27 protein-coding genes are annotated in these 22932 nt (G+C 26.4%); 14 read left to right on the top strand and 13 right to left on the bottom strand.

Annotation, left to right across the window (positions count from 1 at the left end):
- Positions 1 to 32: 32 nt before the first annotated feature.
- From AMRN_RS08250 to AMRN_RS08220, 7 genes are read right to left on the bottom strand one after another with little or no spacing between them, the layout of a single operon-like run.
- Positions 33 to 764 carry a sulfite exporter TauE/SafE family protein gene (locus AMRN_RS08250; RefSeq protein ID WP_099310277.1) on the bottom strand — a complete coding sequence of 244 codons (732 nt, stop codon included), beginning with the start codon at positions 762 to 764 and terminating at the stop codon, positions 33 to 35.
- A 1-nt stretch (position 765) separates the two neighbouring features.
- Positions 766 to 1503, bottom strand: coding sequence for a serine O-acetyltransferase (gene cysE, locus AMRN_RS08245; RefSeq protein ID WP_099310278.1), 738 nt, complete (start codon positions 1501 to 1503; stop codon positions 766 to 768).
- Position 1504: 1 nt separating this feature from the next.
- Complete coding sequence (gene speA, locus AMRN_RS08240) at positions 1505 to 3301, bottom strand: biosynthetic arginine decarboxylase (protein WP_228150787.1); 1797 nt, start codon at positions 3299 to 3301, stop codon at positions 1505 to 1507.
- Positions 3302 to 3303: 2 nt separating this feature from the next.
- Positions 3304 to 4515, bottom strand: coding sequence for a histidine--tRNA ligase (hisS, locus tag AMRN_RS08235; protein WP_099310294.1), 1212 nt, complete (start codon positions 4513 to 4515; stop codon positions 3304 to 3306).
- A 7-nt stretch (positions 4516 to 4522) separates the two neighbouring features.
- On the bottom strand, positions 4523 to 5089 hold the full coding sequence (tmk, locus tag AMRN_RS08230) for a dTMP kinase (RefSeq protein WP_099310280.1): 567 nt from the start codon (positions 5087 to 5089) through the stop codon (positions 4523 to 4525).
- A complete protein-coding gene (gene coaD / locus AMRN_RS08225; RefSeq protein WP_099310295.1) occupies positions 5080 to 5577 on the bottom strand; it encodes a pantetheine-phosphate adenylyltransferase in 498 nt (165 codons plus the stop codon). The genes tmk and coaD overlap by 10 nt, the downstream gene beginning before the upstream one ends.
- Before the next feature lie 2 nt (positions 5578 to 5579).
- The gene (locus AMRN_RS08220; protein ID WP_099310281.1) at positions 5580 to 6134 is read right to left on the bottom strand and encodes a UbiX family flavin prenyltransferase; all 555 of its coding nucleotides are present in this window, start codon (positions 6132 to 6134) and stop codon (positions 5580 to 5582) included.
- A gap of 314 nt (positions 6135 to 6448) precedes the next feature.
- Here AMRN_RS08220 and AMRN_RS08215 point away from each other — a divergent pair, with 314 nt between their 5' ends.
- The 14 genes from AMRN_RS08215 (at position 6449) to AMRN_RS08150 (ending at position 16152) form a co-directional block, all read left to right on the top strand.
- Positions 6449 to 7090: a recombinase family protein gene (locus AMRN_RS08215; protein ID WP_099310282.1), complete on the top strand. Its 642-nt coding sequence runs from the start codon at positions 6449 to 6451 to the stop codon at positions 7088 to 7090.
- A 195-nt stretch (positions 7091 to 7285) separates the two neighbouring features.
- Positions 7286 to 7732: a 50S ribosomal protein L9 gene (gene rplI, locus AMRN_RS08210; RefSeq protein ID WP_099310283.1), complete on the top strand. Its 447-nt coding sequence runs from the start codon at positions 7286 to 7288 to the stop codon at positions 7730 to 7732.
- 3 nt (positions 7733 to 7735) lie between these two features.
- Positions 7736 to 8272, top strand: coding sequence for an ATP-dependent protease subunit HslV (gene hslV, locus AMRN_RS08205; RefSeq protein WP_099310284.1), 537 nt, complete (start codon positions 7736 to 7738; stop codon positions 8270 to 8272).
- A gap of 6 nt (positions 8273 to 8278) precedes the next feature.
- The gene (hslU, locus tag AMRN_RS08200; RefSeq protein ID WP_079579890.1) at positions 8279 to 9607 is read left to right on the top strand and encodes an ATP-dependent protease ATPase subunit HslU; all 1329 of its coding nucleotides are present in this window, start codon (positions 8279 to 8281) and stop codon (positions 9605 to 9607) included.
- 56 nt (positions 9608 to 9663) lie between these two features.
- Positions 9664 to 9969 carry a hypothetical protein gene (locus AMRN_RS08195; protein ID WP_099310285.1) on the top strand — a complete coding sequence of 102 codons (306 nt, stop codon included), beginning with the start codon at positions 9664 to 9666 and terminating at the stop codon, positions 9967 to 9969.
- Positions 9966 to 10754: a TatD family hydrolase gene (locus AMRN_RS08190; protein ID WP_099310286.1), complete on the top strand. Its 789-nt coding sequence runs from the start codon at positions 9966 to 9968 to the stop codon at positions 10752 to 10754. The genes AMRN_RS08195 and AMRN_RS08190 overlap by 4 nt, the downstream gene beginning before the upstream one ends.
- A 36-nt stretch (positions 10755 to 10790) precedes the next feature.
- Entirely contained in the window at positions 10791 to 12200 is a 1410-nt protein-coding gene (locus AMRN_RS08185) for a lytic transglycosylase domain-containing protein (RefSeq protein ID WP_228199120.1), read from the top strand.
- Complete coding sequence (locus tag AMRN_RS08180; protein WP_099311225.1) at positions 12184 to 12996, top strand: septal ring lytic transglycosylase RlpA family protein; 813 nt, start codon at positions 12184 to 12186, stop codon at positions 12994 to 12996. Before AMRN_RS08185 ends, AMRN_RS08180 begins: the two co-directional genes overlap by 17 nt.
- Positions 12997 to 13005: 9 nt before the next feature.
- Positions 13006 to 13578: an imidazoleglycerol-phosphate dehydratase HisB gene (gene hisB / locus AMRN_RS08175; RefSeq protein WP_099311224.1), complete on the top strand. Its 573-nt coding sequence runs from the start codon at positions 13006 to 13008 to the stop codon at positions 13576 to 13578.
- A complete protein-coding gene (locus AMRN_RS08170; RefSeq protein WP_099311223.1) occupies positions 13575 to 14072 on the top strand; it encodes a KdsC family phosphatase in 498 nt (165 codons plus the stop codon). The genes hisB and AMRN_RS08170 overlap by 4 nt, the downstream gene beginning before the upstream one ends.
- Positions 14063 to 14590, top strand: a complete 528-nt coding sequence (locus tag AMRN_RS08165) for a hypothetical protein (RefSeq protein ID WP_099311222.1) — start codon at positions 14063 to 14065, stop codon at positions 14588 to 14590. The genes AMRN_RS08170 and AMRN_RS08165 overlap by 10 nt, the downstream gene beginning before the upstream one ends.
- Before the next feature lie 11 nt (positions 14591 to 14601).
- Entirely contained in the window at positions 14602 to 15099 is a 498-nt protein-coding gene (lptA, locus tag AMRN_RS08160) for a lipopolysaccharide transport periplasmic protein LptA (protein WP_099311221.1), read from the top strand.
- Positions 15099 to 15710, top strand: a complete 612-nt coding sequence (gene yihA / locus AMRN_RS08155; RefSeq protein ID WP_099311220.1) for a ribosome biogenesis GTP-binding protein YihA/YsxC — start codon at positions 15099 to 15101, stop codon at positions 15708 to 15710. Before lptA ends, yihA begins: the two co-directional genes overlap by 1 nt.
- On the top strand, positions 15691 to 16152 hold the full coding sequence (locus AMRN_RS08150; protein WP_099311219.1) for an N-acetyltransferase: 462 nt from the start codon (positions 15691 to 15693) through the stop codon (positions 16150 to 16152). The genes yihA and AMRN_RS08150 overlap by 20 nt, the downstream gene beginning before the upstream one ends.
- 6 nt (positions 16153 to 16158) lie before the next feature.
- Here AMRN_RS08150 and AMRN_RS08145 read toward each other — a convergent pair whose 3' ends face one another.
- From AMRN_RS08145 to fliP, 6 genes are all read right to left on the bottom strand, one after another.
- Positions 16159 to 16653, bottom strand: a complete 495-nt coding sequence (locus AMRN_RS08145) for a redoxin domain-containing protein (RefSeq protein WP_099311218.1) — start codon at positions 16651 to 16653, stop codon at positions 16159 to 16161.
- Positions 16654 to 16727: 74 nt separating this feature from the next.
- Positions 16728 to 18386, bottom strand: a complete 1659-nt coding sequence (locus tag AMRN_RS14335) for an efflux RND transporter permease subunit (protein ID WP_265734376.1) — start codon at positions 18384 to 18386, stop codon at positions 16728 to 16730.
- A gap of 8 nt (positions 18387 to 18394) precedes the next feature.
- Positions 18395 to 19969: an efflux RND transporter permease subunit gene (locus AMRN_RS14330; protein WP_099311217.1), complete on the bottom strand. Its 1575-nt coding sequence runs from the start codon at positions 19967 to 19969 to the stop codon at positions 18395 to 18397.
- On the bottom strand, positions 19959 to 20729 hold the full coding sequence (locus tag AMRN_RS08130; protein WP_099311216.1) for an efflux RND transporter periplasmic adaptor subunit: 771 nt from the start codon (positions 20727 to 20729) through the stop codon (positions 19959 to 19961). Before AMRN_RS08130 ends, AMRN_RS14330 begins: the two co-directional genes overlap by 11 nt.
- Positions 20726 to 22072 (bottom strand): TolC family protein, encoded by a 1347-nt coding sequence (locus tag AMRN_RS08125; RefSeq protein WP_099311215.1) that lies wholly within the window; start codon positions 22070 to 22072, stop codon positions 20726 to 20728. Before AMRN_RS08125 ends, AMRN_RS08130 begins: the two co-directional genes overlap by 4 nt.
- Before the next feature lie 127 nt (positions 22073 to 22199).
- Positions 22200 to 22928, bottom strand: a complete 729-nt coding sequence (fliP, locus tag AMRN_RS08120) for a flagellar type III secretion system pore protein FliP (RefSeq protein ID WP_099311214.1) — start codon at positions 22926 to 22928, stop codon at positions 22200 to 22202.
- Between the last annotated feature and the right edge of the window lie 4 nt (positions 22929 to 22932).

Below are 22932 nucleotides of genomic sequence, written 5' to 3'. Positions count from 1 at the left end.
ATAAGTGAGAAAAATAGTTACTTTATGAAACTTTATATTGTTTTGTAAATCATCATAAATAAAACACTTATATTTAGAAGTAAAATATACTTTTTATATGAATTTGAATGTATTAAGGTTTTTACTTTTATTCCAAAATAAACACCAATAAGTGATGCTATACCAACTGTTGCACCTTCTGTAAGTAATATTTGTCCATGAAACCAAAGAGAAGAAAATCCAGCAATTGATGAAAAAACTACGAAGAAAAGCCCTAATGCAGTTGCTCTTTTTAAACTATAATGCATAAAACCTACTAAAATAGGAGTTAACATAATAGACCCACCAACTCCAATACTCATTGCTATTAAGCCTATAAAAAAACCAATTAAAATAAGAATAAATTTATTTTGTTTTCTTTCTTCTTTTATAGGTTCAGCTGGAGAAAAAAATATTCTTAAAATTGAAAAAATAACAATAATAATAAATAGGTATTGTAAAAATGTATTTGAAAAGCTTGAAACAATATAGCCACTAAATAAGCCTCCAAGCATTCCTCCAATACCAATAAAAAAACCATCTTTAAATACAGCAGAACTTTTTTTGATATTTAAAAAACTTCCAAAGATTGAACTAAATACCATTTGCATAATAGATATTGCAATTGCTGCTTTCATTTCAAAACCTGAAACTATTAGTAAAGGAACAAGAATCATTCCTCCACCAACTCCAAAAAAACCAGAAGTAAATCCAGTTAATGTTCCTAAGACTAAAAGTTCTATCATTTTATTGTTTTATTGAGTTCATTGCTTGGATAAATCTTTCGTAGATGTCTTCAAGGTCTTTATCTTCACTGCTTAAATCAATACCTTCATATTTTTTAACAGCATTTTCAAGTACAGCAACTCTTTTTAATAAATAATCAAACATCTCTTTATTTATATCTGGCAAGTCATTATGAGATAATTTGCATTTTTTATCATCTCTTTTAATGACTTTTGCAGGAACTCCAACTGCTGTAGAGTTTTTAGGTACATCGCAAATTACAACTGAATTTGCTCCAATTCTTGAGTTTTTACCCACTATTATGTTTCCTAAAACTTTAGCTCCACTACCAATTACAGAATTAGACTTAATAGTTGGATGTCTTTTCCCTTTATTTAAAGATACTCCCCCAAGAGTTACTCCTTGATAAATAAGCACATCGTTTTCTACAATAGTAGTTTCACCTATTACTACACCTATTGCATGGTCAATAAATACTCTTCTTCCTATTTGACATCCAGGATGAATGTCTGTTTTTGTTAAAAAAGTAGATATACCACTAATAACTCTTGAAAGTCTTTTAAAACCCTTTTTATGTAAAGCATTTGCAACTCTATAATTTATTATTGCCCAAACTCCTGGATAATTAAAAAAAAGTTCTAAACTTGATTGAAGTGCAGGGTCATTTTGTTTTGGGACAGAGAAATCCTCTTTGATTAACTTCCAAAGGGATAACTCTTCTTCATTCTGTTTTGTCATATTAACTCCAAGTTGTCTTTAAATATGAATTATCATATAAATATTTTTCTAATATAGCATAAGTATCTTTATCAAGTTTTTCATTTAAAATAGCTTTAATTTCATTTGTATCATAATCAATATCTTCTAATATATCAATAATTTTTTGAGATTCTATAATATGTTCTAATTCAACTTCATCATTTTCATTAAAAAGTACATTTACCTCTGTTGGGTGAGAAAATAAATTATGTTTCATTCCTAATACGTCTTGATATGCACCAACTTGGAAAAATCCTATAAAATACTCTTCTTCATCTAAATTTACATCATGTAGATATAAAGGTTTAGTGGGATCAAATTCAATTTCACCATCACTATCACAAGTAATATCCCATATAGAAGCACTTCTAGTTGGTTTTTTGTCTAAGTGTGTAATTGGCATTATTGGAAACTCTTGCTTTATTCCCCAAAAATCAGGTAGCGATTGAAAGATTGAGAAATTCAATAAATACTTTTCTTGAATTTTATTATCAATTCTTTTTAACTCTTCATAATCATCAACTTCTAAAAATGAAATAGCTTTTTTTATTATTAGGTTTGCTAAAATTTCTGCATTTGATCTATCTTCTAAATCAATATAACCTAAATCAAATAGTTTTAAAAGTGAATCAAGGTGATCGATACTATCATGCATATATTCCAATGCATTTTTCTTTTTCATATCTTTATAAAGTTCATTAAGTTCTTCAATTAAAGGCGGATTTTTCTTTTTTAATCTTAAATGTACAGCTTCATATTCAGCTGAAAAAAGTTCCAATACAGGTGCTATTAAAACAGCACTAGATGCAGATATAAATCTTCCCGATTCTGTGAAAATATTTGGTTCTTCTACGCCTTTTTGTTTAGCAATATTTTTAAGAGTAAAGATTACATCACTTGCAAATTCATGTAAAGAGTAGTTAATTGTTCTATTAAATTGAGAATATTCAATAGCAAGACCCCCTCCAATATTAATAGCACTTAAATTAGTAGCACCTAAATTTTTTAATTCTGCATAAATATGACCTGACTCTTTTAATGCATTTTTTAAAGGTTTGATACTATTCATAGATGATCCAATATGAAAATGAATCATTGTTAAATACTCACAAAGGTTATTCTTTTCTAATTGATCATAAGCTTCTAATATTTCTGTTGAACTTAAGCCAAATTTTGAATCAATTCCACCTGATTTTGCCCATGCACCACTTCCACTGTTAAATAGTCTTACTCTAACTCCTATATTAGGTGGTTGAAGTTTTGTCTCTTTTGCAACATCAATTATTGTTTCAAGTTCATTTAAACCTTCAATAATTAAAGTTATATTGTGACCCATTTTTTTAGCAATAAAACCTAAATGAATCATCTCTTTATCTTTAAAACCATTTACAGTAATTGGTGCATTTTTATTGTAAGTCATTGCAATAAAAAGTTCAGCTTTACTTCCCGCTTCTAAACCGTAATTGTGTTTTTGTCCAGCTTTAATTAAAGGTTTTACAAAAGTAGGGTACTGATTTACTTTTAAAGGAAACACTGCATTAAATGAACCTTTATATGAATACTCTTTTATAGCTTTTGTATATGTATCATAAAGTCTATCTATTTGCTTTTCAATTAAGTGGGGAAACCTAAAAAGTAAAGGACCTTTATAATCTTTTTTTCTTATGCTATTTACTAAAGAAATCAATGAGGGTTTACTTTTATAATTAAGTTTTAATTTTCCCTCTTCAATAATAAAGTTATTATTGCTCCAAATATCAATTCCAAAATCATTCAATATTAAAAATCCTCAAGTTTTATTTTTGTTTCTTCTTTTGTATCTATATTCTTCATATAAACAGTGCCATCTTTTAATTCATCTTCGCCAACTAATACAACAATATTTGCATTTGATTTTTCTGCTAATTTAAAATGTTTTGCAAAACTTCTTGGAGTATATTCCATAAAGGTTTGATTTGTTTTTCTTTTTATATTGCATAGTTTTGTAACTTGATTTAAAGTATTTTGACTTAATGCACCAATATAATATATGTCTTCTTTTGATTCTTTCATTTTAACTAATTCAAGCAATCTTTCAATACCAATAGCAAATCCAATTCCAGGAGTTTCTCTCCCTCCTAAAAACTCAACTAATCTATCATATCTTCCACCACCTGCTATTGCACTTTGTGCTCCTATTTCATCACTTACAAATTCAAATGCAGTTTTAGAATAGTAGTCTAATCCTCTAACAAGATTACTGTCTACTTCATAAGAGATATTATTAAAATCTAATATTTCTTTTAATTTTTCAAAATCTGTATCACAAGAATTACATAAATTATTTGTGATTTTAGGTGCATTTATAAGTAAAGATTGACACTTTTCAATTTTGCAATCTAGGACTCTTATTGGGTTTGTTTCTATTCTTTTATTACAATCTTCACATAGTTCGCTTTTAAAACTATTTAAATGTGCAATAAGATTTTCTTTATAAGGAGGCATACACTCTTTACAACCCAATGAGTTTAATTGTAGTTTATAAGAGATACCAAAAAACTCTAAAATATCTTTTAACATCATGATGATATTTGCATCTTCATAAACAGAATTAACACCAAATACTTCTGCTCCAAATTGGTGAAACTCTCTTAATCTACCTTTTTGAGGTCGTTCATATCTAAACATTGGTCCGTGGTAATACCATCTTTTAACTCCACCAGCTCTATCAAGTTTATTTTGAATAAAGCTTCTTACAACCCCTGCTGTTCCCTCAGGTCTTAAACATACATCATTTTCACCCTTATCAATAAATTGATACATCTCTTTATTTACAATATCAGAGCTTTCTCCAACACTTCTTTTAAAAAGTGCAGTTTCTTCTAAAATAGGTGTTTCTATATATTCGAAACCATAATTTCGTGCTATCTTTGCAGCATTTTCGCAAAAATAAGTAAATAGTTTGCTATCATTATCTAAAATATCTTTCATACCTCTTAGGCTTTGTATCATATTTTGTTTACTCATTTAAAAAATCCTCTATATCTTTTGAAATTTTTTCGATACTTAAACTTGCATCTATAAAAATATAATTTAAATTTAATTCTTTTATTGTCTCTTCCATTCTATTTTGAATATCTATTAAATAATCAATTCCTCTTGCTTCTATAGAATCATGCTCTTTTTGTGAAAGTCTATTTTCTAACTCTTTCTTTGATAGTTTTAATAAAATCACATGACTTGGCAAGACATTATTTGTTGAAATAAGATTCAAATCTATTACTGTTTTTAAAGGTAAGTTTTGTGCATAAGCAATACCTGATATCATTGATCTATCAGAAATAACCATTTTATCTTTATTTTTTAAAACTATTTCTTGCATATGTTCAGCTCTATCTGCTAAAAATAAAAACATTTCAGCAAGTTTAGAGTTTGCTTCTCCTGTTAAAACCATTTGTCTTAATTTAGAACCAATAGGTGTTCCTCCTGGTTCTTTTGTAAAGACTGCATTATTATATTTTTTAGCAAGAATTTCTAATTGTGTAGATTTTCCTGCTGTATCAATTCCTTCAATTACTACATACATTTTAATACCTCTTTTGGTACAAGATGACAAAAGCTTCCATTAAACATAATCAATTCTCTAACAATTGTAGAGCTAACAAATGCATTTTTTAAAGTTGGCATAAGATAAAGAGTCTCTAAGTCTTTGTTTATAGAAGAGTTTGCATAACCCATTTGTAATTCATATTCAAAGTCACTAACAGCTCTTAATCCCCTAATAATAGTATTTATTTTCATTTGTGTTGCAAGTTCTACAAGTAAAATATCAAAGCCTACAACTGTAACTTTTTCAAGATCTTTTGTTGCTTCTTTTGCAAAATTGACTCTTTGCTCATGGGAGAACATTGGATTTTTTCTTTCACTTTTTGCTACTGCTACAATTACTTCTTCAAAAATACTTGTAGCTCTTCTTACAATATCCATATGACCATTTGTTATAGGATCAAAAGTTCCACTATAAATAGCTTTTTTATATGTTCCACCATTATTTGTTTTTTCTTTATTTTGCATATTTATTCCCATCTTTTGTATAAATTATTATCAATTCCTAATAAATCAAACCATTTACCAATTAAAAAGTATTCCATATCTTCTAAAGTTTGTTGGCTTGAATAGTAACCTAAACTTGGAGGAGCGATAATCACTCCTAATTGAGATAATTTAAGCATATTTTCTAAGATAATTGTATTATAAGGCATCTCTCTTGGTGCAATAATTATGTCTTTTTTTTGTTTAAGCATTACTGTAAAAGCTCTTGTTATTAAGCTATCTGAAATTCCAATAGAACATTTTGCAAGTGTATTCATAGAACAGGGTAAGATTATCATCTTATCTATACCAAATGAACCAGAAGCTATTGAAGCTGAAATATCACTATCATTTAAAATTGTTAAGTTTTTTTTGCTTTTGAAATAATTAGAAATCGAAATATTTTCTTCAAGCTTTAAAGCAATTTTTGCACTTTTTGAAGCTACTAAAAATACTTCTACATTTTCAGGAATATTATCAACAAATTTAAGAGCTAAACTTGCTCCACTAGCACCAGTAATGGCAACAGTTAATTTCAATACAAATCCTTTAAGAATTATCTTATTAAGAAAATATTTTATCTAACTTTTACTTTATTGCAAATCAAAAAAAAACAAATAATAAAAAACTCAAAGGAGGTGTAAAGATTTGCCAATTTGAATTTTTCAAAATGTATAACACATAATTGTATAAAAACAGTAACACAAGTATAGAAAAAAGCTATTTTTGAAGCCTTAGTTAAGCTTTGTCTTATTAAAACTATACTAACATTTCGTATAACAAAAAATATTATAAATATAACAATATGTTAAATAATTTATTTATAATAATACTTATTGTAAAAGGATTTAAAGTGTCTAAAATTTTTAGTTTTGTTCGAATAAATAAAAACAATGAGGTGTATACCAAACAACAAAATGATGTTCTAAATGAGTATATAAAAAAACAAAATATCAAGATTTATCAAAGTATTGAAATAGAAATAAATACTCCTAGTGATGAAAAAAACATGCTAGATTTTCTAAAAAATTCCCAAAGTAAATCAACTTTATTAGTTGCAGATTTAAATGTTTTTGGAAGAACAGTTGAAACAATTTTAGAGATAGTTAAATTTTTATTAAGTAATAAAATCAGAATTATTGTAATAAAACAAAATCTAGATTTAATAGATGATAATGATATGTTAACTCAAATGATTTTAGGTGTAATCTCTATGACTTTAAAACTTGAAAAAGAGCTTATGAGTATAAGAACTAAAGAAGCACTTACTGCAAAAAAATTAGAAGGTGCTCATCTTGGAAAACCAAAAGGTACAATTCAAAAATCAAAATTTGATAATCAAAGAGAAAAAATAGAAGAGTTATTATCTGTTGGTTTATCAGTAAGAAAGATTGCAAAACTTTTAGGTTATAGCAATCATATTGGATTAAATAATTATGTCAAAAAAAGAAGTATTAGAGAAAATTTGAGAAATACTCTTGATATTGCAAGTTAATATCAAGAGTATAATTTTTATACTTTAAAGAAATAAAATCAGAGAATAAAGTGTCAATATATACTTTATTCTCTTTTTTTATTTAAATAGTTAATTTTCTTTAACTAATAATTTTAATATTTATTCTAATCATTTATATTGACTTCATTAAACTTATTGTAGAATAGTAACTATTTATTTATATGGAGATATTTTATGAAAGTTTTATTAACAAAAGATGTAAAAAGCTTAGGTAAAGCAGGTGAAGTTAAAGAAGTAAAAGATGGATATGGAAAAAACTTCTTAATTGGGAAAGGTCTTGCTTTACATGCAACAAATGATGTAATAAGAAAATATGAAGCACAAAAGAAAAGAGAGCAAGAACAAATAGCTATAGAAATTGATGAGGCTACAAAACTAGCAGAAACTTTAAATTCTACAAAATTAACAATCAAACATAAAGCTGGTGCAAATGGACATCTAATAGGTTCAGTTACAAATAAAGAGATAAGTGAAGCTTTAAATGATGAGTTCGAAATTAAGATTGATAAGAAAAATATATCTTTAGATAAAAAAATAAAAGCACCTGGTATTTATGAAGTTGATTGTAAATTAGGCCATGCTGTTCATGCAACTTTAAAAGTTGACATTATAGGAGAGTAGTTAATGTTTGAAGCAACTACAATATTAGCCTACAAAGGTGAAAAAGAAGCCGTAATTGGTGGAGATGGACAGGTTACTTTTGGTAATTCTGTTTTAAAAGGAAATGCTACTAAAATTAGAACTTTATATAACGGAAAAATTTTAGCAGGTTTTGCAGGTAGCACAGCTGATGCTTTCAATCTTTTTGATATGTTTGAAGAACATTTACAAACTACTAAAGGTGATTTGTTAAAAGCAGTAATTGCTTTTTCTAAAGCTTGGCGAAAAGATAAAGTTTTAAGAAGACTAGAAGCAATGATGATTGTTTTAAATAAAGAGCATATATTTATTTTAAGTGGAAACGGTGATGTGGTAGAGCCAGAAGATGGAAAAATTGCTTCAATTGGAAGTGGTGGAAATTTTGCAATCTCTGCTGCAAGGGCTTTAGATAAACATGCAAGTTTACCTGCACAAGATTTAGTAAAAGAATCATTGATGATTGCAGGTGAATTATGTATTTATACGAATCAAAATATTAAAATTTTAACAATAGAGGAATAGTATAGTATGGATTTAACTCCTAAACAAATAGTTAAGTATCTTGATGATTATATTATTGGACAAGATGACGCAAAAAAGACAATTGCATTAGCACTAAGAAATAGATTTAGAAGAATGCAAGTTGAACCAGTACTTCAAGAAGAGATAATGCCTAAAAATATTCTTATGATAGGAAGTACAGGTGTGGGGAAAACTGAAATTGCTAGAAGATTAGCTAAGATGATGGGATTGCCATTTGTAAAAGTTGAAGCTAGTAAATATACAGAAGTTGGATTTGTAGGTAGAGATGTTGAATCAATGATTAGAGACTTAGTTTATGAATCAATAAACTTAGTAACAAAAGAGTATGAAGAAAAAATTGTTGATAAAATTGATGGAGAAGTTAATAGAAAAATAATAGAAAAACTTGTTCCACCTTTACCAGAAACAGCAACTGAAACTGCAAAAGAATCATTTATTAAAACATATAATAAAATGGAAGAAAAATTATTAAGTGGTGCTTTAGATGATAAAAAAATAGAGATTGAACTTCCTAAGAAAACACATGTTGAAATAATTGACTCTTCAATGCCAATGGATATGAGTTCAATGCAAGAGAGTCTTTCTAAAATGTTAGGCGGACTAAATAAAGAAAAAGTTAAAAAAGAAGTAACAATAAAAGATGCAAGGGTTTTATTAAGAGATGAAGCAAGTGAGAATTTACTTGATCATGAAGCTATAAAAATTGAAGCAATTAAAAGAACTGAAAATGGTGGAATTATATTTTTAGATGAAATTGATAAAATTGCCACAGGAACAAAATCTCAAAATCAAGATCCTTCAAAAGAAGGTGTTCAAAGAGATTTACTTCCAATTGTTGAGGGAAGCTCTGTTCAAACTAAATTTGGTCAAGTTAAAACTGATCATATTTTATTTATTGCTGCTGGAGCATTTCATGTAAGTAAACCAAGTGATTTACTTCCTGAACTTCAAGGAAGATTTCCTTTAAGAGTAGAGTTAAGCTCATTAGATGAAGATGCATTATATAAAATATTAACAAATACAAAAAATTCTCTTTTAAGACAATATGAGGCATTATTAAAAGTTGAAGATGTAACATTGGAATTTAGTGATGATGCAATTCATGCCTTTGCAAAATATTCAGTAACTGCAAATGAGAAAACTGAAGATATTGGTGCAAGAAGACTTCATACTGTAATTGAAAAGGTTATTGAAGATATTAGTTTTAGTGCTGATGAGAAAAAAGGTGAAACTATTATAGTTGACAAAGATTTAGTTGAGAAGAAACTAGAGGATATTGTTGAAAATGAAGATACTGCAAGGTATATCTTGTAATATTTTAATTTTTTATTTGATAGAATAGTAAAAGTATAAGAAAACAGGGAGTAGTTATGAATATAGTAACATTTTGTGATGTAGATGATTCTTTAATAGATAATAAGCATAGTGTAGAGCATTATGATAGTGGAATTACGCAAAAAGCAGATATTGCAATTTTAGATATTAATTCTATTTTTGATTTTGAAGAGAATAAACATGAAGCTTGCAAAGAAAAATATGTATCACTTGCAGTAATTGATGATGATAGTGATTATGATGCATTTAAAAACTTTGGAGTTGATGCTTGGATTAAGGGTGAGGATATTCAAGATATTAATGCACTTATAAATCTTGTTGAAAAGAGATTCCTATCATAATAATTGATACACATTGTCATCTTGATAATGAAATGTATTGTCAAGATGTACATGAAGTAATAGCAAATGCATTAGATTCAAATGTAAAAGGTTTTTTAATACCTGGAGCAGATCCAAAAGATTTACCTAAGGCTGTTGAATTAGCACAACAGTATGATGAGGTATTCTTTTCTGTAGGAGTACATCCTTATGATGCAAAAGCTTATGATGAAGAAGTACTTAAAAAATATGTTACTCACCCAAAATGTATAGCTATTGGAGAATGTGGTCTAGATTATTTTAGACTCCCTGAAGATGAAAATGAAAAAGAAGAAGAGATAAAAAGACAAAAAGAGGTATTTTCAAAGCAAGTGAAATTTGCAACAGAAGTTAATAAACCTCTTATTGTTCATGTAAGAAATGCTTCAAATGATTCTAAAAAAATATTATTAGATAATAATGCAGGTAAAGTTGGTGGAGTTTTACACTGTTTTAATGCTGATGAACAACTTTTGAGTTTAGCTAATGAAAATTTTTATTTTGGAATAGGAGGAGTTTTAACTTTTAAAAATGCTAGAAAACTTGTTCAAGTTTTAAGTAAAATTCCAAAAGAAAAAATTGTTGTAGAAACAGATGGACCTTATTTAACTCCACATCCTTTTAGAGGAAAAAGAAATGAACCATCTTACACAAACTATGTAGTTGAAAAAATATCTGAACTTTTAGAGATGGAAGTTGATGAAGTGAAAACTTTAACTACACATAATGCTAAAACTTTATTTAAGGAGTTCTCTAATATAAATTAGATAAAATATATGCTATTTTAACAATTAGGAATGTATTTGTATAAGTTAGTCATATTTTTATTTATATTAGTAAATTACTCATGGGCTTCTTTAATAGGAGCTAATTATAACCAAAGAGACATGCAAATATTAGAGGATTTACAAATTAAATCCTCTTTTATTACAGATTATAAACTTCAAAAAACATATAATAATCTATTAAGAAAACATAATCAAAACAATTATGTAAGAAAATTAAGTGATGCATCACTGTTTGTACCTAAAATCAAAAAGATATTAAGAGAAGAAGAGATACCTTCTGTTTTTTTGTATATGGCAATGGCAGAATCTGATTTTACAATTGATGCTAAATCAAATGTAAAGGCAACTGGTATTTGGCAATTTATGTCAGAAACAGGAAAACATTTTGATTTAAATATTAATTTATATGTTGATGAAAGAATGGATCTTGTTAAATCAACTAAAGCTGCAACACAATATTTGAAATATTTACACAAAAGATTTGACAAATGGTATTTAGCTGCACTTGCTTATAATTGTGGTGAGGGAAGAGTAATTGAAGCAATTACAAGAGCTACAATTGATAAATATGTAGAAGAAAATCCAAAAGAAAAAAATAGTAGCAAAATTCAAGAGTTTAGACATACAATTTACTCTTATCAAAGAGGAAGAGAACCTTTTTATAAATTAAATAGAGTTTATAAAAAGATTAGAAAGTGGGATGTTTCATTGGATATTGATGATTTTTTAAGAGTACAAAAAAATATCACAAGACAATATATCCCAAGTGAAAGTAGAATGTATATTAGAAAAATTATTGCACTTGGTATGATGAATAATCAAAGTTTTATTACAGAAAATGACAATGCTCATCTTTTAAATATAGGAGCTACTTCTTCTGTTGCAACTATACCTGTTAAAGGTGGTTTGCATTTAAAATCAATTTCAAATGCTGTTGGAATAGATTATAAAGAGATTAAAAATTTAAATAAGCATTTAAAATTACAAATAGTACCTCCATATGAAAAAACTTATGATATTTATATTCCTTATAGTAGGCTTGCTAGATATCAAGCAAATAAAAATCTAATTAAAGATAGTAAATATTTAGTATATATAGTTAAAAGAGGTGACTCTTTACATAGAATTGGTAATAAATATAATATCTCATATAAAATAATTAAAGATTTTAACAAATTAAATACAAATGTTTTATCTTTAAAACAAAAACTAATTATTCCTATTAGTTCAAATAAATCTAATAGTAGTAGTATAAAATTAGCAAAAGCAAATACTAAAACTACACTTATATATAAAGTTAAAAATGGAGATACTTTATACTCAATTGCTAGAAAATATAATATTGATTTAAAAAAACTAATGAGTGATAATGAATTAAAATCAAATTTTATAAATATTGGAGATAAAATTGTTATTAAAAAATAGTTTTTTTAAAAGTGGTGTTATTTTAAGTGCAACTTTTTTATTCACTGGTTGTTTTTCATCTTTTAGTAATCAAAATTATTCTTTTGGAAATTCAAATAATTATTCAGGTTATAAATCAATTCCAAAAGAAAAAATGAGAAACTCAAAAGCTATGCATAAAGCTACTATGCGACCGTATCAGATTGCTGGAAAATGGTATTATCCAACTTTAGCTAAAGTTGGGAATGTTCAAGATGGTATAGCTTCTTGGTATGGCCCAAATTTTCATGCTAAAAAAACATCAAATGGTGAAACTTATAATATGTATGCTATGACAGCAGCACATAAAACTTTACCTATGAATACTATGGTAAAAGTTAATAATCTTGAAAATGGAAAATCAACAGTTGTTAGAATTAATGATAGAGGACCTTTTGTAACTGGAAGAATTATTGATTTATCAAATAAAGCTGCGCATGCAGTTGATATGGTAAAAAAAGGAACAGCAAGAGTGAAAATTACTGTCTTAGGTTTTCATGGTAAAGTTGCGCAAACAAAATCTGAGAAAAATGAAACTATGTCTGTTGGAAAATATTTTGTACAAGTTGGGGCATTTAGAAATCTTTCTGGTGCAAAAATAACAAAAAGAAAATTTGAAAATATTATTGGAAATAATTATACTGTAGTAATAAAAGATGGGTATTATGATAATGCACCTATAAATAGAGTTTGGGTAAGTGGTTTTAGAAGTGAAGAGGAAGCCATTGATTTTAAAACAAAACTTGGAATTAGTGGTGCTATGATTATTGCACAATAGGGAGAAAATATGGTTGAGTTAAGTAGAAAAACAAAAGAAACTGATATAAAGTGTAAACTTAATATTAATGGAAGTGGTACAAATAAAATAGAAACTGGTATTGGTTTTTTTGATCATATGTTAGAAGCACTTAGTAAACATAGTGGAATTGATATAGAATTGAGTTGCAAGGGTGATTTGCATATTGATTATCACCATAGTGTTGAAGATTGTGGTATTGTATTGGGAAAAGCTTTAAAAGAAGCAATTTTTCCAATACAAGCAGTTGAAAGATATGGAAATGCAACTGTTGTTATGGATGAAGCAGCTGTTTCATGTGCTCTTGATTTAAGTAATAGACCTTTTTTGGTATATGATGTAAACTTAAGTGAAAAAGTAGGTGAGTTTGATGTAGAACTTGTAGAAGAGTTTTTTCATGCATTTGTTATGAATGCAGGACTTACTTGTCATATAATTTATGAAAGAGGAAAAAATAAACACCATATTCTAGAAGCAGCATTTAAAGCTGTTGCAGTTGCTCTTAGACGTGCCATGGTTAAAAATGAAAAGATTGGTATTCCTAGTACTAAAGGTGTTTTATGATTGAACTACTTGTTTTAGATGTTGATGGAACATTAACTGATGGTAAAATAACTTATACAAATAGTGGTGATGAGTTGAAATCTTTTGATGTGGCTGATGGCTTAGCTATTGCAACATGGAGTAAAAAACTAGGGAAAAAAGTTGCTATAATTACAGGAAGAACATCTAAAATAGTAGAAAAAAGAGCTTCTGATTTACAAATAGAGTATCTTTATCAAAAAGTTCATAATAAAGATGAAGTTTTAGAAGAAATTTTAAAAAAAGAAAATTTAGATTGGAGTCAAGTTGCTGCAATTGGTGATGATTTAAATGATTTTAAAATGTTAAAAAAAGTTGGTCTTTCATTTACTCCTTCTAATGGAACACATTATTTAAAAAATTTTGTTGATGTTATTTGCCAAAATAGTGGTGGTAATGGAGCTGTTAGAGAAATGATAGAGTATATAGTAAAAAAAGACAATATTGAGCAGGAGTTTATAAACTCATGGTTATAAAGGCATTTACATATATACTTTTAACTGTAGCAGTTGGGGTTTATTTTATTCCTATTGATAAAGTTAACAATAAATTAGATGAGAAAGATATTGCATTAGTAACTTTTAATGATTCAACTATGTACACTTTAAATGAACAAACAACAACAAAAATTGTAAATTCAAAAAGAGTTTCAAGATATAAAACAAAAGATATTATGTATGAGGGTGATTTTATATTAAAAGCAAATGACAAAAAAATAGAACACGCTACAGACTATATCAGTGCAAATGTAATAATTAAAAAGAATGATGATTTTACTTTTTTGGATGATGTAAAGTTTAGAAGAAATGATTTTATTTCTTTAGATACACAAGAACTTTACTATAATGATAAAACACAAATAGCAAAAAATAGTGTTCCTTTTAAAGGAACTTATTATAATCATAAAATTGATGGGAAAAATTTGTATTTAGATATGAAAAAAGAGATTATGAAAGCAAAAAATTCACACTTTGAAATAGAAACAACAAAATAATAAGGATCAAAATGAAATATTTATTTTTAACTTTTTTAGCTGCTTTAACATTAATGGCAAATGAAGGTAAATTAATAATAGATGCAAAAAAGTTTGAAGCAAACGATGCAAAAGGGATATCAATTTTTACAGGTAATGTAAAATTGAAAAAAGCAGAAGATAGATTGAATTCGGATAGGCTTGATGTATACATGTCTGCAAAGTCTTCAACTAAGAAGAGGTCTCCTTTAAAGTATATAGCAACAGGAAATGTGACTTTTGAAATTGTTTCTCAAGATAAACATTATGAGGGTAAAGGAGATAAAGTTATTTATTATCCAAGTAAGCAACAATATGAAATTATTGGAAATGGTTTTATTAAAGAAAAAATTGAAGATAGAAAAATTTATGGAAATAAGATTTATATCAATCAAATAACAGGCGAAGCAAAAGTTAGTGGAACAGATAGTAAACCTGTTAGATTTATTATTAATATTGAAGATAAAAAAGAGAAAAAGGCTGATAAATAATGAAAATAGTTGAAGCAACATTTTTAACTTCGGCACAAAGTATAAATGATTCACCAACTCCTAATATGGCAGAAGTTGCTTTTCTAGGAAGAAGTAATGTAGGTAAATCATCTTTATTAAATACATTAACAAATAGAAAAGGTTTAGCTAAATCATCTTCAACACCAGGAAAAACTCAGCTTATTAACTATTTTGATATTAAGTTTAAAACACAAAGTGAGGAGTTACCTTATCTTTTTGCAAGATTTGTTGATTTACCAGGTTTTGGTTATGCAAAAGTATCAAAAGGCTTGAAAAAAGATTGGAATAAAAACTTAACTGGTTATTTAGAAGAGAGACCTTGTTTACAAGTTTTTGTTCATTTGATTGATTCAAGACATACAACATTGGATATTGATAAAAATGTAGATGAATTTTTAGATCTTATAAAAAGAGGGGATCAAAAAATCATTCATGCATTTACAAAAACAGATAAACTAAAACAGAATGATTTAGCAAAATTAAAAAGAGCATATCCTGAGGGTATTTTTATCTCTAACTTGAAAAAAAGAGGGATGATGGATCTTCAAGATGCAATCACGGAGCATTTATTTGGAAATCAAATTTTTTAAACCAACAGTTAAACATATTAAGCAAATGCAAGAGCTTGTAAAACCAGAAGTTGAAAGTGGTAATATTTTACTAAGAACAGAAGATGAAATGGCAAATACAATTAGGTCATATACTGTTGTTAGTGTTGATGGTAAACTAGCTGGATTCACTGCTTTACATATTCATTCTTATAGATTAGCAGAAGTTAGAAGTCTAATTGTTTCAAAAGATTTCAGAGGCTTAAAATTAGGTAAAAAGCTTGTTGAAGCTTGTATAAGTGAGGGTAAAAAATATGATTTAGAACAAATTTTATCTTTAACTTATGAAGAAGGCTTTTTTGAAAGTTTGGGTTTTAAAAAAATAGAAAAAGAGAATATTCCAGAGCACAAAATTTGGGCTGATTGTATTAGATGTAAACATTTCCCAATTTGTGAAGAAATAGCTATGGTTTATGACTTATAGTTATTTTTAATCAATCCACCATAGTCTTGCAAATAATCCAAAAGTTGAAGTATATCCTACTTCACTAAATTTCAAATTTTTATTTTTATCATAAATTAGTGTTGTAGGAAAGGCTTTAATATTGAATTTTCTTGAAAAGTATCCATCTGTATCATCAACTACTTTAAAGCTTAATTCGTTATTTTTCAAGTATTGTTTTATATTTTCTTTATTTCCTGATTGTACTGCTATAGTTAAAACTTCATAATCTTTTGAAAGTCTTTGTATATTTGGTGCTTCTATTTTGCAAGTAGGACACCATGTCGCCCAAAAATGAATAATAAGTGGTTTATCCTTAGGTATATTATAAGTTTGCTTATTTAGTAGTTTAAAACTCTTTATAGAGAGTTTTTCTTTATTTAACTCAAGAGATCTATAATAACTAACAATATTTAATATAATTGTTAAAGAAACAATAAAAAATATTATCTCTTTTACATACTTTTTTAATTTTTCTTTCATTTATTTTCCTTAAAAATCTAATAATTGTGTTTTAATTATTAGATTTTAGCAGTTCTTTGTAAAGTTAGTGTTTATTAAAGAAGTTTTTTCATATGGTTTTTAATAATTACTGGAACAAAAAAGATTGATACTATATATGAAATTAAAGTCCCACCAATAAGTGCAACTCCTAAACCTCCAAAAACAGCATCACTTGCAAGTAGGGATGAAGCAAATACCATAGTTAATACTGTAAGAATAATAGGTTTTGATCTTGTTGCTGTTGCTTTTGCAATAGCTTTATTTATAGGCATTCCTTGCTCTAATATTAACTGTTTAGAAAAGTCAATTATTAGTGTTGAGTTTCTTGAATTTATTCCTATTAATCCAATAAAACCAATTAATGATGTTGCAGTTAAATAAAAAGTATTTTGAGTAAATATATCCATAACAATATGTGCTAAAATAACTCCAATTATAGATATAAAACTTGCAAGTATAATACCTCCTGAAATAGCATAACTTTTATAATAAACAACCATCAAAAAGAATATTAAAATAAGTGCAATAATAAATGCTGTTCCTAAATCTTTGAAAGTATCAAGGGTTACTTTAAGTTCTCCATCAAAAACTAAATCAAATTTTTCATTTGTATTTTTATCAATAAAAGATAGATTTAACATATCTGTTTTTATTACTTTATAATCACTACTTAATTGTTCTATCATTTGTGTTCTAGCTTCTAATAAAGGATAAATTTGACTGTCTTTATTTGTCTCTGCTATTACATTTATCATCTTTTTTAAATTTTTAGATGTTAATTCTGGCTCTTTAACACTTTTTTTTACCCTTACAAGTTCTGAGACACTAATCATTTGATTGTATTGATTTTTTAATTTTAGATTTTTTAATCTATTTTTTAATGATTGTTCTGTTTTTTCATTTATAAGTCTTGTATCATCTAATCTTAGAAAAATTGGTATTTGATTTTGTGCATGACTATCATTTACTACTGAAATTGGCATTCCTTCGTATGCAAGATAAATTATTTGTTTAATTTGTTCTAGGTTAATACCACTTTTTTTAATTTTTTCATTTTCTAAAATTAACTCATATTTTGCATAATCTTTACTTGCCATTACATCTATATCTACAAGGGTTTTTTGTGCATTAAAAATCTTTGCAATTTTGTAAGCAAACTCTCTTTGTGTATTGAAATCTTCTCCTCCATAGATTTCTGCAACTATAGAAGCAAGAACAGGTGGTCCTGCAGGAAGTTCTATAAATTTTATATTTGCATTATACATATTGCATTTTTCTTTTATAATGGGTCGTAATTTTGAAACTAAATTAAAACTTGAAATATCTCTATTTGATTCTCTTTTTATATTCACCATCATTTCTGCTTGCCATTGTTTATCTTTTAAGGCACTTTGTTTAACAAGTGCAGCAAAATCTAAAGGTTGTCCCTCACTTATAAAAACAGATATATTTGTGACTATATCATTTTCTTGTAATTTTCTTGCAATACAATCAGTCACTTCTTTTGTATATTTTTTACTATATCCATCTTTTAAATCAACATATACAGAAAATGTATCAGAATCTTTGCTTGGAAGCATTTTTGCTTTTATGATTTTTGTTGGAAAGGTTGATACACTTAATAAGAATAATATTAAAGTAATCGCATAAACTAACATTGATTTAGATTTTGATTCTAAAATTTGATAAATAAAGTTTTCTAATTTAATCATCTAAAATCCTATAGAAATTTTTTTATTAAATATGGTGTAAATGAATAAGCAATAACAAGAGAAACAATAAGTGCAATTGGTACAAAAACAGGAAGTGGATTCATAAATTGTCCCATCATGTCACCTACAAAGAACATAGGTAGAAAAGTCATGATGATAGCTATTGTTGCAATATTTGTAGCATTTCCTATCTCATTTGTTGCATTAATAGAAATAATTGTAATATCAGCGTTTGGACTCTCTTTTCTATGTCTATGTATATTTTCAATAACAATTATTGCTGCATCAACTAGCATTCCAAGAGATACAATTAATGCAAATAGTGTAATCCTATTTATTGTTTCATCAAGTAAAAAACCTATAAATAATGTTAATGATAAAATCATAGGAACAGTAAGCGATACAATCATAGCTTCTTTAAATCCAAGTGTAAAAATAAGTAAAATGGCAATAATTACTATAGAAATCAAAAGGTTTTTTACAAGGGAATTTACTGCATTATTTGCAGTATATCCATCATCTCGTGTAATTGTATATTTGATATTTTTATCTAAAAGTTCTTGTTTCATATCTTGCATAAAAGAAAAAATATTTTTATTTATATCAACAGAATTTGTACCTTTTAGTTTTGAAATCATCATTGTAACTTGTGCAGTTTCTTCTATTTTATTATTGATATTTTTTGTGTATAAGTAAGCTTCTTTATTGTTTTGTATGTCATATGATTTTTCTACTTTTGCAATATCTTTTAGATAAACTGCTGAACCATTTTTATAGCTTATTATTAAATTTTGTATATCTTTTTTTGATTCAATTGCTTGTTTTATTCCAAAAACTATTAATTTATTCTCTTTTGTATTACCTTGGATATTAGGAGTATTATAAGCTAAAGTTTGTACACTTTTAACTACTTCATTTAATGAAATTTTATATTGTGATATTTTGTTTGAATCTATTAAAATATTATATTGTTCTTTTTTCTCACCTTTTAATTCTATAAGTGCAACATTATCTATTTGGTTGATTTTTTTAGTTAATTTATCTATTTCTTTAAATATCTCAGTTTGAGAAATTAGATTCTTTCCCTTGTCTTTTTTTGAATAAAAAGCAATTGTAGCTATAGGAATATCGGTATCTATATCCATGGTTTTGACAATAGGTGTTAGGGCTTTTTTAGGCATTAAATCCATATTTCTCATAACTTGATCATATAGTTTTAAGTTTGAACTTTCTTTATCTTCTCCAATGAAATATTGAACCTGGACAATTCCTACTGAATCTTTTGCAAATGAGTAAATATGTTCTATTCCTTTTATTTCTCTTAATTTTTTTTCTAATGGATCAATTATTACTTTTTGAATTTCACTTGGTTTTGCTCCTGGAAGTCCTACTATAACTGCACCACCACTTACTTTTATTTGTGGATTTTCTTCTCTTGGCATAATAATTAGTGAAATATAGCCTAAAACAAGTATTAAAAATATTGTAATAGCAGTTAAAGGGTGATTTATAAAACTAAGGGATAGTTTACCTGCAATATTTAAATTTGGATTGATATGTTTTGAAAAATCATTATTTTTCATTTTTAATCCTGTTTGTTTTAATTACTAGTTTTGCATACATACCTGGATATATTACTTGTTCTTTTTTGTCAAAAGAGATTTTTATTATAAATGAGTGTGATGTATTATCAACACTAGGAATAATTGCATCAATTATTCCAGTTGTTTCAAAGTTAATTGAAGGGAAAATAATTTCTACTTTTTGAGATTTTTTTATATTTATTAAATCACTTTCATTTATTGAAGTTTTTATTTTCAGATTTTCTAAATCTGTAAGTACTAGTGCTATAGCACCTGGCATAGCCATTTCACCCTCTTTGATGCTTTTTTTTATAACCATTGAATCATTTGATGCTTTTACATTTAAATAGTTGTATTCATTGTTTATTTGAGTAAGTTTTGCTTTTGCTATTGATACAAGATTTTTTAAATTTAAAAGATTCAATTCCAGTTGTTCCAAATCATATTTTGCAATTAAATCATCTTTATACAATCTTTTATATCTTTTATAATTTAATTTTATATTAGCAAGTTTATTTTCTAAAATAGCAAGATTAGATTTTGCTTCATTTTTTAAAGAGTCTAATTTTGAAGAATCAATTTTATATAAAATTTGATTTTTTTTAACAAATGAACCCTCTTGTATAAATACTTTTTTTATATAGCCAAAGTGCCTACTTGTAACGATTTTTTCATTATTTGATATTACTGTACCTGATGTTTCTATATCTTTTGCATAAGATGAGATAAATAATAAGATAATCAATAAAACTTTTATCATTTTAATCCTTCAAAATTTATATTAATGATTTTTGCAATTTTTGCAATAGCTAAAGCTTTGGCAAATTTTGCTTGTATTAATTGTGCTTTTGCTTGTTCGTATTTAGCTTTTTGTTCAAGTAAATTTGTCATTGATATTAGGTGGTTTTTATACATTTTTTCTGATTGTTTAAAAATTAAATTAGTAAGATTTAAAAATTGTTTTTTTTCTTTTTGAATTACTTTTTTAGATTTTAGATTTTCAAGAGCATTTGATAACTCTAATTTTATATAATCCTTTTGTTTTTCATAGTTTATTGAAGCTTTATGATGTAGTATTCTATTCTTTTGATAATTTGCATCTCTTGTATTATCAAAAAGTGTATATTTTACAGCAATTACAGCATTATAGTAATCTTTTTCATCTGAAAAATTCACTCTATTATCATTATATCCATATTCTAAGTGAGAATAAATTTGTGGATAATATGAACTTTTTGCAATATCTATATTTTTTTTACTAATTTGTTTATATAACTTCATTGCTTTTAGTTCATCTTTTTGATTTAAAGCTTTTGTTAAAAGTGCATTTTTATTTAAAAAATCTAAATTAAAACTTTTAAATGATTTTACATCACTTATTTTATCATTTGAACTTAAAAATCTAAGGTATGCTAAGTTAAAATTTAAACTCTTTTTTGCTTCTGATAATTTTGCATTTATTTCATATATATAAGCTTTTGCTTGTTTAACATCAATTGATGTTATTAAACCTTCTTTATGAAAAGCTTGAGCTCTTTTAAATACTTGAGTAATTGTATATTTTGATTCTTTTAATGCTTTAATATACTCTTTTGCAACTACTGTACTATTGTAAGCTTTAAAGACTTCAAGTGATAATTCAGTTTTATTCATATTATATTTTAATTTATTAATTTTTTTTTCAAGTTTTAATATATCTTTTTGTGTTTTTATCTTGTAACCTGTAAATAAAGGAATATCATATGTAAGTTTTGTATTTATGTTTGTTCTGCTTGAGGGATAATTCAAGTCTTTTGGTTGAGTATTTATAGGTTCATTCATTTGAGCAAATCCAAAATCTTTAAAAGTTGCTTCTCTTGAAGATAATTTTGAATTAAATACATAACCTGAATGATTAGTTCTATTTGTTTCATTTATGATTGATAGTTTTCCAAAACTTAGTGCTTCAAGCTTTTTAACATTTAATTCACTAAGATCAATATTTAATTTAGAAGTTTTTAAATCTTTATTATTTTTTAGAGTATAAGACAATAACTCATTGAAATTTACAGTTTGTGCAAAAGAAAAAGAAACAAGAAAAAAATATAAGCTTAGTTTATACATTAGTACTCCACATATTTATAATATGGCATATTATAATGCATAAAGATAAAAACAAATGTTAAAAAAAGCAATTAATAGTATAAAAATTAATTATATTATTAAGCCTTATATTTATAATAAAATATTATTATTTAAAGGATTGTGCAAGATTTCCTATAATTAAAAACCATCCATCAATTACAATAAAGAAAATAAGTTTAATAGGCAAGGATATCATAACAGGTGGAAGCATCATCATACCAAGACTCATTAAAATAGAAGATACAATAATATCAATAACTAAAAAGGGTAAAAATATTAGAAATCCTATTTCAAAAGCAGTTCTTAGTTCACTTACAATAAATGCAGGCATTAGCAAAGTTAAAGGTACTTCATCTATATTTTTAGGATTTTCTTCTTTTTTTATTCTATAAAATAAAGCAAGGTCAGTTTCTCTTGTATTTTTAATCATAAACTCTTTAAAGGGTTTAACACCTTTTTCAAAAGCTACCTCATATCCTATTTGTTCATCCATATAAGGCACAATTGCATCTTCCCAAGATTTTTTTGCATAAGGTTCCATAATAAAAAAAGTCAATATTAAAGCCATTGATACAATAACTTGAGATGGAGGAGTTTGCTGTAATCCTAAAGCTTGTTTTAGAAGTGAAAATACTATTAAAAATCTCGTAAAACTTGTTACCATTAATAGTAAACTTGGTGCAAGTACTAATAATGCTAGTATGATTGCTATATTGATTGTTTTTACAAATTGTGCTGGTTCTTCAAGTGCTGCAACAGATAAATTTACAATTGGTGGTGAATCTGCTGCAAAAATAAGTGATGTAAAAAGCAATAAACTAACTAGTATTTTCAAATCA

Origin of the sequence: Malaciobacter marinus (assembly GCF_003544855.1) — a bacterium.
GTDB lineage: Bacteria > Campylobacterota > Campylobacteria > Campylobacterales > Arcobacteraceae > Malaciobacter > Malaciobacter marinus.
This window is presented reverse-complemented; position numbering and strand designations above follow the sequence as displayed.